The organism is Sphingopyxis terrae subsp. terrae NBRC 15098 (genome assembly GCF_001610975.1).
GTDB lineage: Bacteria > Pseudomonadota > Alphaproteobacteria > Sphingomonadales > Sphingomonadaceae > Sphingopyxis > Sphingopyxis terrae_A.
The window spans coordinates 3874031-3887967 of the sequence record NZ_CP013342.1 but is presented as its reverse complement, the minus strand read 5'-3'; the positions used below and the strand labels follow the sequence as shown (position 1 = coordinate 3887967).

General features: G+C 62.5%; 12 protein-coding genes. 3 read left to right on the top strand and 9 right to left on the bottom strand.

Annotated elements, in window-relative coordinates; all coding sequences use genetic code 11:
* Positions 1-68 precede the first annotated feature (68 nt).
* From ku to AOA14_RS18575, 5 genes are all read right to left on the bottom strand, one after another.
* Entirely contained in the window at positions 69-956 is an 888-nt protein-coding gene (ku, locus tag AOA14_RS18600) for a non-homologous end joining protein Ku (protein WP_062902875.1), read from the bottom strand.
* A gap of 26 nt (positions 957-982) precedes the next feature.
* The gene (gene xth / locus AOA14_RS18595) at positions 983-1792 is read right to left on the bottom strand and encodes an exodeoxyribonuclease III (RefSeq protein WP_062902874.1); all 810 of its coding nucleotides are present in this window, start codon (positions 1790-1792) and stop codon (positions 983-985) included.
* Positions 1789-3639, bottom strand: coding sequence for a DNA ligase D (gene ligD / locus AOA14_RS18590; RefSeq protein ID WP_062902873.1), 1851 nt, complete (start codon positions 3637-3639; stop codon positions 1789-1791). The genes xth and ligD overlap by 4 nt, the downstream gene beginning before the upstream one ends.
* Before the next feature lie 423 nt (positions 3640-4062).
* A protein-coding gene (locus tag AOA14_RS19465; RefSeq protein WP_202988329.1) for an IS5 family transposase occupies positions 4063-4823 on the bottom strand; the annotation gives its coding sequence in 2 pieces (ribosomal slippage) (positions 4063-4499 and positions 4499-4823; 762 coding nt in all).
* 37 nt (positions 4824-4860) lie between these two features.
* On the bottom strand, positions 4861-6816 hold the full coding sequence (locus AOA14_RS18575; RefSeq protein WP_062902872.1) for an N-6 DNA methylase: 1956 nt from the start codon (positions 6814-6816) through the stop codon (positions 4861-4863).
* Positions 6817-7238: 422 nt separating this feature from the next.
* On the opposite strand from AOA14_RS18575, the gene AOA14_RS18570 reads away from it, so the two are divergent.
* From AOA14_RS18570 to AOA14_RS18560, 3 genes are read left to right on the top strand one after another with little or no spacing between them, the layout of a single operon-like run.
* A complete protein-coding gene (locus tag AOA14_RS18570; RefSeq protein ID WP_062902871.1) occupies positions 7239-9386 on the top strand; it encodes an ATP-binding protein in 2148 nt (715 codons plus the stop codon).
* Between the two features lie 53 nt (positions 9387-9439).
* Positions 9440-9763 carry a response regulator gene (locus tag AOA14_RS18565; RefSeq protein WP_238929692.1) on the top strand — a complete coding sequence of 108 codons (324 nt, stop codon included), beginning with the start codon at positions 9440-9442 and terminating at the stop codon, positions 9761-9763.
* A complete protein-coding gene (locus tag AOA14_RS18560) occupies positions 9756-10034 on the top strand; it encodes an Hpt domain-containing protein (RefSeq protein ID WP_062902869.1) in 279 nt (92 codons plus the stop codon). Before AOA14_RS18565 ends, AOA14_RS18560 begins: the two co-directional genes overlap by 8 nt.
* On the opposite strand, the gene AOA14_RS18555 is transcribed toward AOA14_RS18560, so the two are convergent.
* Genes AOA14_RS18555 through AOA14_RS18540 form a run of 4 tightly spaced genes read right to left on the bottom strand, consistent with a single transcriptional unit; the run spans position 10022 to position 13936 of the window.
* Complete coding sequence (locus AOA14_RS18555) at positions 10022-11440, bottom strand: glycosyltransferase family 2 protein (protein WP_062902868.1); 1419 nt, start codon at positions 11438-11440, stop codon at positions 10022-10024. The genes AOA14_RS18560 and AOA14_RS18555 overlap by 13 nt on opposite strands.
* On the bottom strand, positions 11437-12471 hold the full coding sequence (locus tag AOA14_RS19970) for a HEAT repeat domain-containing protein (protein WP_202988330.1): 1035 nt from the start codon (positions 12469-12471) through the stop codon (positions 11437-11439). The genes AOA14_RS18555 and AOA14_RS19970 overlap by 4 nt, the downstream gene beginning before the upstream one ends.
* A gap of 2 nt (positions 12472-12473) precedes the next feature.
* On the bottom strand, positions 12474-13568 hold the full coding sequence (locus AOA14_RS18545) for a YaiO family outer membrane beta-barrel protein (RefSeq protein ID WP_062902866.1): 1095 nt from the start codon (positions 13566-13568) through the stop codon (positions 12474-12476).
* On the bottom strand, positions 13565-13936 hold the full coding sequence (locus AOA14_RS18540; RefSeq protein WP_137869742.1) for a response regulator transcription factor: 372 nt from the start codon (positions 13934-13936) through the stop codon (positions 13565-13567). The genes AOA14_RS18545 and AOA14_RS18540 overlap by 4 nt, the downstream gene beginning before the upstream one ends.
* Position 13937 lies beyond the last annotated feature (1 nt).

The window sequence follows — 13937 nt, the reverse complement described above, 5'->3', positions numbered from 1 at the left end:
GGACGTGGCTGGCGCCTTTACGACCGCTTCAATCCTAAATGCTACCTCAAATGGAATGACTCACGACCCTAGGCCCGTTTGCGCGCCGATGCCTTTGCGGGCGTCTTTCTGCCGCGTTTCCTTCTTGTGGCGGGGGCCTTGCCTGCCGTGCGTTTCGCAGGGCTGCGCTTGCCGTCGCCGATCGATTTCTTAAGGGCCGCCATGAGGTCGATGACGTTCGAGCCGTCCGCGCCTGCTTGCGCATCGCTCTCGTCGAGGTCGAGCGTCTTGCCCTTTTTCTTGCGCTCGATGAGGTCGCGCAGCGCGTCCACATAGCGATCGTGAAAATCGCTCGCGTCAAAGCTGCCCGTCTTCTTGTCGATCAGCGTCGTCGCGAGATCAAGCAGTTCCTCGTCGGGGTTGCCTTCCGGAATGTCGCGAAAATAGCTCGCCGCCTTGTGAACCTCGTCGGCATAGCGCAGGGTCTCCATGACCAGCCCGCGCCCGCACGGCTTGAGGCTCACGATATGCTCGCGGCCACGCATCGCGAGCTGGCCGAGGCCTACTCTGCCCGTCTGGCGCAGCGCCTCGCGCAGGACCACAAACGCCTCTTCGGCCAAGTCGTCGGCGGGAACGACATAATAGGGCTTCTCGAAATAGATCATGTCGATGTCGTTCGCCTCGACGAACTGAGTGAGTTCCAGCGTCTTGCGGCTTTCGAGCCTCACGCCCTCGATCTCCTCCTCGTCGAGAAGCACATATTTGTCCTTGGCGTATTGGAAGCCCTTGACGATCTCGTCGACATCGACCGGCCCGATCCCGGGCACGACCTTTTCATAACGGACGCGCTTGCCCGACGGTTCGTGAATCTGGTTGAACGCAATGGTCGCACCGCTCTTCGTCGCCGAATAGACCTCGACCGGAATCGAAACGAGCGCCAGTCGGATCTGGCCTTTCCAATAGGGGCGCGCCGCCATCCTTGCTCTCCTTGTGGGCTGTCCCCTCAATGCGCGGCGCCGCGCGACGTTCCCTTGGCGCGGCGCGCGCGAAGCTCGGCCCACGCAGGCGCATGATCGCTCGTCTTTTCCCATTCGCGCGGCCGCCGATCCACATCAGCCGCGGCCAGCAGCTTTGCCGCAGGGCGGTTGAGGAGAAGGTGGTCGATCCTCAGACCCGCATCGCGCTCGAAGGAACGGCGCCAATAATGCCAGAAGCTGTAGATCGTCTCCCCCGGATGAAGATAACGTATGGCGTCGGTCCAGCCCTGGTCAAGGAGGCGCTGATAGGCGGCGCGAACCTCGGGCGCGAAAAGCGCGTCCCCCCGCCAGCGTTCGGGCGCATAAACGTCGATGTCGGTCGGCATCACGTTGAAATCGCCCGCGACGACAACGGGTGCGTCGAGTTCGATGAGCGTCGCGAGATGTGCCTCAAGGCGATCGAACCAGCGCAGCTTATAGTCGAACTTGGGCCCGGGGCGCGGATTGCCATTGGGCAGATAGAGGCCGGCGACGAGGATACCGTCGATGGCCGCCTCGATATAGCGGCTCTGATCGTCCGCCGCGTCGCCCGGCAGGTGGCGCCGCGTTTCGTGGATGGCGCCGCCGCGGCTCAGTATGGCAACGCCGTTCCAGCGGGGTTGGCCGCGCCAGATCGCTTCATAGCCGGCATCTTCGATCGCCTGCGCGGGAAATTTCGCGTGCGGTGCCTTCAATTCCTGGAGCACGACAATATCGGGCTTCGCCAGCTCCAGCCATCTTAGGAGAATGGGAAGGCGGCCGTTGATCCCGTTCACATTATAAGTGGCGATCTTCACAGGTCGGGCAGATCCTGCTCGGCGCGTCCCCAACCGGCGAGCGCCTTCGAGCGCGCGCGCTTGAGCAAGATCGCAGTGTCGGTGACGTGAAAATGCGAGGGTTTGTCGATCGTCGCCATTTCTTTCCATGTGAGGGGCGCGGCGACGGGTGCGCCTTCGCGGGCGCGCGCCGAATAGGGCATGACCGCGGTCGCGCCGCGCTGGTTGCGCAGATAGTCGATGAAAATTTTTCCCTTGCGCTTCGCCTTGGGCAACGCAGCGGTAAATTTGTCGGGGTCGGCCTGCGCGGCAGCGAGCGCAAGGCGGCGGGCAAAATCCTTGACCTCGTCCCAATCGGCGCGCGGCACGAGCGGCGCGATCACGTGCACCCCCTTGCCGCCGGTCAGCATCGGAAAGCTTTGCAGGCCGAGCGACGTCAGAATCGCGCGGAAGCGAAAGGCGGCAGCGCGCACAGCCGCGAAGTCGAGCCCGGTGTCGGGATCGAGATCGAAGACGAGACGGTCGGGCTTTTCGATATCCTCGATGCGCGCGCCCCAGCCGTGAAATTCGATCGTTCCCATCTGGACGCAGCTAAGCAGCCCTTCGGGCGTGTCGATATAGATATAGGGCTCGGTCTCGCCGTCCTTCTCCTCGATCGCGACATGCTTGACCGCTTCGCCGAAGCTTCCCGTGTCATGCTTCTGGAAGAAGCATTTTTTGGCACGGCCCTGCGGACAGCGCACGAGGCTGATCGGGCGCGAGCCCGCCCAGGGGAGCATCACCGGCGCCATCGCGGCGTAATAGTCCGCGAGGTCGCCCTTGGTGACGCCTGCCTCGGGAAAGATGACGCGGTCGCGGCTGCTGATCGGTACCGCCGCCGGTTCGCTTGCCATGGTGACGTCCTCCTCGGTTTCGAACTCGATCGATTGCACTTTCTTGTCTTCGCGCAGGCCGAGATAGCTCGGATGGCGCAGCGTTCCCTTGCGTGTGCGTTCGGCATAGGCGATTTCGGCAACAAGCCTGGGTTCGATCCAGCGCGCATCGCGTACTTCTGCGGGCGGCGCTTGTACCGTCGGACTTCTGCGCGCGAGCGGTTTCATCAACGCCTCGAGACGGCGCAGCTCGGCCGCGTCGAATCCTGTCCCGACCTTGCCCGCATAGCGTAGCCTGCCTCTCTCGTGGGCTCCTAGCATCAGCGAACGAAAGCCCCGCGCCTTGTCCGAGGGCGTCCAACCGACGATCACAAACTCCTGGCGTCGGATGCACTTGATTTTAAGCCAGCTCCCGGAGCGCGCGCCGACATAGCGGCTGTCGGCGCGTTTCGAGATTACGCCTTCGAGCCCAGCCTTGCAAAAACGTGCGAAAAGCCGTTCGCCACTGCCCTCGATATGGTCCGAATAACGGATACGGCCCCTTCCGGGCACAATCGTTTCGAGGCGCGCCTTGCGCTCGGTAAGCGGCCGGTCCGTAAGATCCTCGCCATCGAGCTCGAGCAGGTCAAAAGCATAATAGGCGATCTTTCCTGCATCGTTCCTGAGCGCATTCTGCAACGCCTGGAAATTGGAACGCCCATCGGCGTCGAGAACGACCGCCTCGCCATCGATCAGCGCGCTTTCGACATCGAGCGCCGCTACAGCGGTAAGCAGCGGCGCGAAGCGGCCGGACCAGTCGAGCCCCGATCGCGTATACGCGCGCGCCTCGCCGCCGCCGACCGCGACAAGGAGGCGATATCCGTCATATTTCATCTCGTGGAGCCAGCCGCTTCCTGCAGGGGCGACATCCACGAGCCGCGCGAGCTGAACGGGCCGGAAGGCAGGTGGGTTTCCGGCGGCGCTTTTGGCACGGTCGGGAGCACTGCGTCGGGCCATAAAATCCAGACGCCGCAGTCACCGCTTTGTTCCGATGGTCTGGCGGGCTGCACGCTGAAGCGACGGAACACCGGTCCGGTTCGACAAAATGGGCGGGTCGAACCGCCGGCCTAAGCACCCTTCGAACGCAAAAAAGGCCGCGTCAGTGGAACGCGGCCTTTCCGGCATTGTCATGCTCGCCCTCGGCGCCTCTGGGTCGCCCGATTCGCCGAAGATAGAACGAAGAAATAGACATTTGCACTTGAACGTCAATTGGATTGACGATTTTGCGCGATCCAATTCGGGACAGGCAAGGCGGAGGGCGTCGTCGCTCCGGAAGATTCACCTATCGGGCCGCCTTTCATCTGCGAAGTGCGCGAGGGTGCCCTGCAGATCAAAAAGGGTAGTTCACACCGTGATAGCCCTAGGGTCAGGACTCATTGATCAGAGCCAGAAGATGATGGTGGCGGCGAGGGCGACGGCAGAGAAGAAGGCCTTCGGGCACCGATCGTAGCGTGTGGCGACGCGCCGCCAGTCTTTGAGGCGACCGAACATGATCTCGATGCGGTTGCGGCGTTTGTAGCGGCGCTTGTCGTATTTGACGGTTTTGTTCCGTATTTTCCGGCCCGGGATGCAGGGGGTGATGCCCTTTTCCTGCAAGGCGTCGCGGAACCAGTCGGCGTCATAGCCCCGGTCGGCGAGCATCCATTGCGCTTTGGGCAAACTGTCGAGCAAAGCGGCCGCGCCCGTGTAATCGCTGACCTGCCCGGCGGTCATGAAGAAGCTGATCGGGCGGCCATTTGCATCGGTTACGGCATGAAGCTTGGTGTTCATACCACCCTTCGTGCGGCCGATCAGGCGTCCCGGACCCCCTTTTTTACCCCAAGGCTGGACGCCGTGCGGTGAGCCTTGAGATAGGTCGCGTCGATCATGATCGTCTTGCGCTCGGGAGCCTGAGGTGTCGCCAGGCCTTCCATCATGCGGACAAAGATGCCCTTGTCGCTCCACCGCTTCCAGCGATTGTAGAGCGTCTTTGCCGGGCCATACTCTCTCGGCGCATCCCGCCACCTCAGCCCATTGCGGTTGACGAAGATGATGCCGCTCAAAACCCGCCGGTCATCAACCCGCTTGCGGCCGTGGCTCTTCGGAAAATAGGGCTGAAGCCGAGCCATCTGCTCGTCCGTCAGCCAATACAAATCACTCATCCTTCAGGCTCCTCAACGCGAGCCTGAATCACAGCCGTCACATCAAATCAATGGGTCCTGACCCTAGAGTTGCAATTGCGGTGCCAACTCTAATGCCCTCGGGATTAAACGGCGTTGAGAAGATCGACGGGTCGGGGCGGCCTTCAGGAGTGAGCTTGCCGGTCTGGCGGCTATCGCCGTTAAGAGCATCGATCGTAATCGTGTCGAATGCGTTGACAAGCCGCTCGCGCATAACTGTGAAGGACCGATATCCAAGATAGGAAGCGTTCGAGATTAGGCACACAACCCCACGGCCGGTATTTTCAATCTTTCGTTCGGCGACCCGGAAGAAGCGGACGTAGAGCTCGTCGAGGTTGAATTTGCGCACACGCCAGCGCTCGCGCAAACCTTCCTTATAAGGCCCGACAAGATCACCTTCCTGCTCGGTAGTAGTGCCAGCGAACGCCGAATACGGAGGATTGCCGAGCACCACTAGTATTGGTTCATTGCGCTTGATCTGGGCAGCTAGGTCCCGCTCCCGCTCGAGCTCAGGAAATGGGAGTGCGGGAGCTTCAGCCGAATCCTCCCATCCGGTAAGCGCGTTGGTGAGGAAAATCGCTGCTCGCTCTTCTTCATCCGTGTCGAGGGGGGCACCCTCCGCGGCCAGCAGTTCGCCCACCTGCCAATGCGCGATTACAAACGGCGCGGGCAGCACTTCGAATCCAGCAACTCGCCGCAGGGCGGCTTGCTTGAGTTCGGCTCCGAGTGTGGCACCGACCCCCTTGTCGCGCAGCGTACTGGCGATCTTGCGCAGCACCTCAAGCACGAAGGAACCCGTTCCAGTACAAGGATCCAAAACAAAGACGTTTGGATCGGCAAGCCCATCGACCACGCCGAGTTCTTCCCGTAGCGCACGGTCGACGCGCTCAACCATGTAGCGCACGACTTCGCTAGGTGTGTACCAGACCCCTAGTGAACGGCGGAGCGAAGGGTCGTAGGCTGCTAGGAAAGGTTCGTAGAAATGCTGGACCGCCTCGCCCTCAGCAAAGCGGGCGAAGAACGCCGTGCGATCGACCCGATTGAGTGCCTCGGAAGCCCAGCCCAAGAGTTCGACAATATTAAGCGCGCCGAGCCGCGCCGGGGTCGCGACCTGCTCGAATAGCGCACGCACCGCGGGCACATTGAGTGTCCACACAGCGGTTCGCCAATCGAATCGATCTGCCGAACCGCGGGCGTGTGTCGCCCAAGCCGAAAACAGCCCGTAGAACAGCGTCTGCACCAGCGTTGAGCGGAAGAAATGCTCGCCTTTCGCATCGTCCGCGAAATGAAGGCCGAGCGATGTTCCCAGAGCCTGACGCAGGGGAGCCAGCGACGGGAGTGCCGCGGGCGCTGAAGCGCGGCCGAGCGCTTCGCGCGCGTAAGATGCGAGCAGCGCCGCGACATCGACTGGTTCTGCCAATGGCGCGCGTCGAGTAAGTGCACGCAACAGAAATTCGGCGAAGGATACGGCAAGCGCCGTGTCGGTTTCGCGTCTTGGCGCGCGAGCCCAGGTGAAGAATAACTCCGGCGAGAGATCGAAGCTAAAGTGCTCAACCACTATCGGCGCGCCGCCATCGGGGTCCCGCTCCAGCAACTCGAAATCGCGATAGTTGGTTATCAGGACCAGCCCATAAGCGGCGAGGTAGTTCGTAACTTGGGCTGAACTGCGTTTGACGACAAGACCAGCATCCACATCGTCAGCCTCGACCACTCCTCGCTCGGGAGCTACCCCGGCGGGCCACGCAGCCGACTGGGCAGAGCGATGTTCGACAAATAGACCGAAGTCAGGATAGCCGGCCGGCCCCCCCGACAATTGCGGCAATGCGAAGATCGAGGGTTGCGCTAGTTCCCCTATGGCGTTTAGCGCGCCTTGTAGAGCGCCATAATACGAGGTTTCGCCAGTACCCGCACCCGTTCCGCGAATGCGCGCGATCTCGTTCAGGTATCGGCCGAGGACTTCGTTGGCTGAACTCAATTGGAAAGCCCCAGCTAGTTATGAAAGATGCATGTGAAATATCGCACGATATCGATGAGGCGATAGGGCCCAAATTTCGCACCGGTCGTTTCCCCGAGACGAATGCTAACTCGTCTTTGGTTTTGTTACAATCCGATAGCTTACGCTGAAAATCGAAAACTTCAGCTGGAGGGCCATCGCGCTAAGCTACCGGAAGTAGGTTGATCATTCTACGGTAGATTTCGCCTCGTAGATAAGCCCGGTCAGACTGACAGAGATGACCGCTATTGCCGATTTCAAACTAAAGGCGGACCGTCTCTAGCCGGCCAATTGCCATCGGGGCGTCCGGCGATATGTCTTGAATCATCACGGGGTGCAGTCGGCGAAAGGCCATGGTATCTATTCGGCATTGCAGCTGGTAATTTGATTTAGAACGGATTTCCATGTCGGGTTGGCATCGCGCCATTATCGCGAACGGTCTGCTTGCCGGCACGTGCGTCGCAGCGCTCCTCATCCTCCTTTTCCTCGCAATCGATGTCGACCGGGGCTTTGAGGAGAATGCGCGTCTGCGGCAGGACGTTTCGGACTCCTATGATGCCAGAGCCGCGTTGCAAGCAGTCCTGAACCGGCATCTCGATATCGAACTCGGCCAGCGCGGGTATGTCATCACCGGTGATGCCGGGTTTCTTCAGCCCTATCTCACTGCCGAGGAAAGCATCGACGCCAACCTCGATTCCTTCGCGAAACTGGCAGGTCGGGGACAAGCCGCACTGGTTGCCGAGCTTCGCCGGGAGTCGGCCGAAAAGCGGCGTTTCGTTTCGCGGACGATCGACGAAGTTGAAAAAGGACGACGCGCCGCAGCCGCAGGCTTGATCGCTGGCGGCGCAGGCAAGGCTTCAATGGACCGAATTCGCGCACTTGTGGCGCGGATTTCAGAGACCGAGCGCGCGCGGCTCGAGAAGCGTACCGCCATTGCAGAGGCCGCCCGCCAGTCCCTTCGCCAGCGCACCTTTGTCTTGCTGGTCGGGCTTATATTGCTGCTCGCGCTGTCAGCGATTCTGATCGCGCGCAGCCAGGCGGCGCGAAACAAGGCATATCGCCGCGCGCAGGACCTTGCAGCCCGGCAGGAGGCGATTTTCGACAGCGCAAAAGACGGCATGATCGTTCTCAACCCGAGCGGTAGCATCGAAAGCCTGAATCCTGCGGCGGCCGCCATGTTCGGCGTTACACACGAGTCGCTCCTGCGCCGCGACATCGGCTCGCTGTTCGAGATTGCGCCCGACCGTGGCCAGATCGAAACCTTTCTTCGCCGCCTCTCCGCGAACCGGAAAGCAAATCCCGGGCAAATTCAGGAATTCATCGGGCGCAGAAGCGACGGAACCAGCTTTCCGCTCGAAGTTTCCGTCAGTCCGGTTGCTCTCATGGATGCGACATTGTTTCTCGCGGTGATCCGCGACATCAGCGGGCGACGGGAGGTCGAGCAGATGAAAAGCGAATTCGTGGCGACCGTAAGCCACGAGCTGCGGACCCCGCTGACGTCGATCGCCGGATCGCTCGGGCTGATCAGCGGCGGCGCGGCCGGCGACGTGTCGCCGAAGGTCGGCCGCCTCGTCGAGATCGCGCACAGCAATGCCGCGCGGCTGGTACGGCTGATCAACGATATCCTCGACATCGAGAAGATCGAGGCGGGGCGAATGCCGTTCGACATCCGGCCGCTGGCGCTCGCGCCGATCCTCGACGAGGCGATGCACCAGATGGCGGGCTTCGCGCGCGAGTATGGCGTGACCATTCGCATCGAACCCTTGGCTTCGGATACGGCGGTGCTCGCCGACGAGGATCGGCTCATGCAGGTGGTGTCCAACCTTCTGTCCAATGCGATCAAGTTTTCGCCGCGCGGAGAAATAGTGAAAGTCCGGGTGACGGCGCTGGACCGGCGCAGCCGCATCAGCATAATCGACCGCGGTGCCGGTATTCCCGAGGCTTTCCGGAGCCGGATTTTCGGCAAGTTTGCGCAGGCCGACGCCTCTGACTCGCGGCAAAAGGGCGGAACGGGCCTGGGACTCAGCATTGTGCGCGAAATCGTCGTCCGGCTTGGCGGTTCGGTCAGCTTCGAAAGTGAAGAGGGCAAGGGGACGGTCTTCCACGTTGATCTGCCGACGGCTGGACTCCCGGGCGCGGCGCCAAAGAAAGAGGAAGGTCAGACCAGCGCGCACGATGCGTCGCTGCCGACCATCCTCCATGTCGATGACGATCCCGACATGCTGACCGTCGTCGCCAGCATGTTCGAGGACAGGGCCCAGGTCCATTCGACCCCCAGTGTGGCGCAAGCACGCGGGCTCGTGCGGCGTCATCGTTATGACGGCGCAATCCTTGATGTCGGGTTGCTCGACGGCTGCGGGACCGATCTCGCCATCCCGTTGCGCAAGCAATCGGGCGCCATCCCGATCATCCTCTTTACCGCGCAAGAGGTCGATGCGGCGGTCGAAGGCATCGACCTCGTGCTGGTAAAGTCCAGGGCCAGTCTCGAGCTTCTGGTTCGCGAGACGCTCGAACGGATCGGAGGCGCAAGTGAGCTGGAGAAAGGTCGATGAGCATACGGATCCTCTACATCGACGATGAAGCGGACATTCGAGAAATCGCTCAGATGGCGCTGGAACTCGATCCGGATTTCGTGGTCGAAACCCGTGGGTCGGGCCGCGAGGGGATCGCCGCCGCGCGCGACTGGAATCCCACCCTCATTCTGCTCGATGTGATGATGCCCGAACTCGATGGACCGACCGTGCTCGGCTTGTTGAGAGAGGATCCCGTGACCGCCGGGATTCCTGTCGTTTTTATCACCGCCCGGACGCAGGCGCAGGAAGTGGCCCATTTGCGCGCGCTCGGCGCCTCGGGGGTGATCGCCAAACCATTCGATCCGATGGCGCTGGCCGGTCAGGTGCGGGATTTGCTCGATGAACGGAATGGATGAACGCCTCGCCGCCCTCGGCGCGCGTTTCGTGGAACAGGCGATCGAAATCGCCGATGCCATTGAAGCATGCCTTGCGCGTCAAGCGTGGGTGGAACTTGCAGCGCCGTGCCATAGTCTTGCAGGGCGTGCCGGGATGTTCGGCTACACCGCGATCGGCGACGCGGCCCGCGCGGTGGAGGAAGCGATCGATGCTCAGGCCTCACGTGGCGAAATCGAACATCTCGCCGCGGAATTGCTCGATCGTCTGAATCGATTGCGTCAGGATCGCTGAAAGCCTTTGCGGACCATGTCGCCCCAGCCTTGTTTCTTGCGCAGAAACTGCCACCAGCCACGCAGCCGCCAGAAATTGTTGAGCTGCCGGTAGCCGAAATTTTCAAGCACGGCGACGGCGGTGAGAATGACCAGGTCGCGCGCGCGCGGCAGGCGGCGCAGTTGCACTTCCTCAAGGATGAGCGTCGCGACGCTGATGAAGACCCCGAAGGTGAAAATGACGGCAAGAAACGCCAGCAGATAGTCGAACGAAATGAGCCCGAGCATCCACAGCGGGGGCACGAGCAGATAGCCCGCCACCTCGACGATCGGTCCGATGACATCGACGATCCACACTTGTCCGAAGCCGATCACGCCGATCCGGCCGTAGCGGGGATTGAGGAACATGTCCTTGTGTGTCCGGAAGGTTTCGAGCGATCCGCGTTGCCAGCGCGCCCGCTGGTTGCCGAGTATGGCCGCCGTCTCGGGCGCCTCGGTCCAGCTGACCGGCTCCGGAATATAAACGATCCGGTACGGGCGCTTCAGGTCGCGCATCCGGCGATGGAGCTTGACCACAAGTTCCATATCCTCGCCCACCGTGTCCGCGCTGAAGCCGCCGACATCGATCACGCTGTTGCGGCGAAAGAGACCGAATGCGCCGGAAATGATCAAAAGCGTCTGCATCTCGCTCAGTCCGAGCCGCGCCATCAGGAAGGCGCGCAGATATTCCACAACCTGCATCAGGGCGAAGAAGTTGCGGGGCAGGCGCGCTTCGACCACGCGTCCCCCTTCGACGCGGCAGCCGTTGGCGATGCGGATCGTTCCCCCGACGGCGACCGTGCGCGCCGGATCGTCGATAAATGGGCGCACGGCTCGCATCAGCGCGTCAGGCTCGAGCAGCGTATCAGCGTCGATCACGCATACGAGCGGCGTCCGGGCGACGTTGATGCCGGCATTCATCGCATCGGCCTTGCCGCCATTTTGCTTGTCGACGAGGAACAGGCGCGGCCGATCGGGCGCGGCGTAGAGGCCGCGGATCGGCTGATGCGCAAGCGCGCGATCGTGATAGCGCGCGACGGGCCGCATCGAATAATGGTCGATCAGGGTCTGGAGCGTCGCATCCTTCGATCCATCGTTGACGACGATGACTTCAAAATCGGGATAATGGAGCGCGAGCAGCGCCTCGACGCTCTCGATGATAGTGACTTCCTCATTATAGGCAGGGGCGACGATGGCGATCGAGGGCGCGATATCGCCAAAGCGGTCCCATAGCGCGCTGGTCGAGGCGTGGGCCGGTCGGCGATGGAGTGCGAGGGCGGCGAAGAGCAACTGGACGATGTAGAATAGGATCTGGATCAGTCCGCACGCAATCACGAACAGTGTCACGATCTCGGCAGCGCGAAACAACCAGTCCGGAGCGCTGATCACGGCGCAAGACCCCGTTCCGCCAGCATCGCTGCCGCCGCCTCGCGGGCTAGTTCGCCGCCGGATGCCGCTGCTTCCCGCAGGCGGACGATGCCGGTGTCGCCCAGCTGGAGCAATGCTTCTGCCGAGCGGAAACGTACCCACCATTCCGGCGCGTCGAGCAGGCCCGCCAACTGATCGGCGCTTTCAAGAAGCGCAATCCGGCCTGCCGCGCCTGCAGCGGCGACGCGCGCGGGCATCGAATTGCTGGCGAGACCCGCCAGCACCGCGTCGCGCGCGGCGGGATGGCCGATACGCCCCAGCGCATGAAGGTATCGGGGCAATTCCTCGCTATCGTCCGGCGCGCGAAGGCCGAGCTCAACGATAGCGGGGACGAGGCGATAATCGCCGGACACAGCCTGAGCCTCGATCGCGGCAAGACGGACGGATAGCGGCAGGTCGGTGTCGAGCACCAGGGCTTGTACTTCGTCGGGCGCTTCGTTGGCATAATGACGAAACAGGGTGACCGTCAGCAGCGAAGATCGATGGTCCCGCAGCCCAAGGCGGGCGACCAACTCGTCGAGCCCTGGGCGGTTGTCGCCGCGTCCGAGAGCCAAGGCCGCCGCAAGCCGGATTTCGTCGTCGCGGTCGCCGAGCGTATCCAGCAGCGCTTCGCGGGACAGGTCATCGTCGAACAGGGCGAGGCCCTGGACCGCGATCATGCGCCGCCGCCGCGAGAACGACCGCAGTTGACGCCTCAGCCGATCGGGCACCCCGAGTTCGGCCGCCTTCCCGATAAATTGTATCCGCTCGGCGCCGCGGACGAGCTGGATGAGGTCGAGGGTCAGTTGCGTCACGACAGAATCTGCCATGCCTTCTATGCCTTCGCGCGGTGGGTCTGCTGTAGCGAGCAGGAGCGGCGCAAGCCGCCGCCGCGCTGCAAGCAGCCGGTCTCTCCGCCGAGTGGACAAAGCGCGGAGCAGGACAAGTAACGACATCACCGCGAGCGCCGCACCGGCGAGGAGTAATGAAAGATCCCAGATCAGCCGCAGCATCGTCAGAAGCGCAGCCCGAAACCCACCGTCAACTGCGTACGATCCGCTCCCGTCTCGCGATCATCGTGCGCGACCGCGAACCGGAGCGCGTAATCACGGCCGAGGTCGAGCGAGACGCCGCCGAACAGACTCCGGACATCGACGACCACCCCCTCATCGGTGTCGGGAGCGTCGCTGTAGCCCGCGAACAGGCGCAGCGGTTCGCTGGCCTGAACATCGCCGCGGACGAGGAACCCCGATCGATGCGTTCCGCGTTCGTCGAAAAGGTTGATCCATCGGCCCGTAAGCCAGACGCGCCCGCCGAGATATTGTTCGATACCGGGGGTTAGGCTTTGGACATCGCCTACGGCGAACCGGGCCTGCCGGCCATCCAGCGTCAATATCGTCGCGTCGGGACCGCCGTTGACGCGAAGCGATCCTCCAAGGCCGAGCTGCCATTCCGGACGGAAATCGGCATTCGGCGTGCCCCCCAGCCTCGCATAGAGCCGGGCTGCCTCTGACAGGCGATAGTCGACCTGCGCTTCGCCATAGACATCGGCGCGGGCGAAGCGGCGGGCATATTCAATCCGTGCGCCGATTGCGGCTCGGCCCTCGGATCGGCGAAGCTGAAAGGCAAGCTCGCGCCAGTCGGGTTGGGGACCGTCAAGCCAGCTGTACGCGGCGTCCACATCGATTTGCCAGCGCGGACCGGAAGAGGCGTCGGCCAGTTGGTTACGAAGCTCCGCTATCTCCGCACTTTGCACACCCGCCGCGTCCAGAGCGCGAAGCGCCGCGGCGCGGTCACCCCGCCGCTGAGCAACCCGGGCGAGGCCGACATGGGCGTCGGTATAGCCGGGCGCGACGGTTAGCGCGGCGCGGAATGCCGCCTCCGCCGCATCCAACTCACCCAAGGCCATGCGCGCGAGGCCCAATTGGACCTGTGCGTCGCTGTTGCGGGGATTGGCTGCGATCAACGGTTCGAGCAGGGCAGCGGCGCGGGCCGCGTCCCCGGCAAGCCTGGCTTCGACAGCCATGTCATAGTCAGTGGACCGCGCATCCTGCGCTTGCGCTGCGGTGGTGCAGCAAAGCGCCAAGGCGAAAAAATAGATTCGGGTCATCGACGCGCCGTCACAAGGCGGGCCAAACGGCTCATCAACTCTTCCGGAATAAACGGCTTTACCAGATAATCGTCGGCGCCTAGCTCGAGCGTGCCGACGATGTCCTGTTCCTGGCGCCGGGCGGTGAGCATGATGACCGGAATGGCGGCTGTGGCTGGATCCGCCTTCAATCGTCGCAATACCTGTTGGCCGTCGAGTACGGGCATCATCATGTCGAGTACGATGGCATCCGGGTCACATTCCGATGCCTGCCTGACGGCCGCGCCGCCGTCTGCTGCTACGACGACGTGGTAGCCGCGCGCTCCAAGCCGATGCGTGAGGAGTTCTACCAACAACTCGTCATCGTCGCATACCAATATCGTCTGCATC

Coding starts and splice junctions, on each gene's coding strand:
- ku (WP_062902875.1), bottom strand. CDS start 956: ATGGCGGCGCGCCCCTATTGGAAAGGCCAGATCCGACTGGCGCTCGTT.
- ligD (WP_062902873.1), bottom strand. CDS start 3,639: ATGGCCCGACGCAGTGCTCCCGACCGTGCCAAAAGCGCCGCCGGAAAC.
- AOA14_RS18570 (WP_062902871.1), top strand. CDS start 7,239: ATGTCGGGTTGGCATCGCGCCATTATCGCGAACGGTCTGCTTGCCGGC.
- AOA14_RS18565 (WP_238929692.1), top strand. CDS start 9,440: ATGGCGCTGGAACTCGATCCGGATTTCGTGGTCGAAACCCGTGGGTCG.
- AOA14_RS18560 (WP_062902869.1), top strand. CDS start 9,756: ATGGATGAACGCCTCGCCGCCCTCGGCGCGCGTTTCGTGGAACAGGCG.
- AOA14_RS19970 (WP_202988330.1), bottom strand. CDS start 12,471: ATGCTGCGGCTGATCTGGGATCTTTCATTACTCCTCGCCGGTGCGGCG.
- AOA14_RS18545 (WP_062902866.1), bottom strand. CDS start 13,568: ATGACCCGAATCTATTTTTTCGCCTTGGCGCTTTGCTGCACCACCGCA.
- AOA14_RS18540 (WP_137869742.1), bottom strand. CDS start 13,936: ATGCAGACGATATTGGTATGCGACGATGACGAGTTGTTGGTAGAACTC.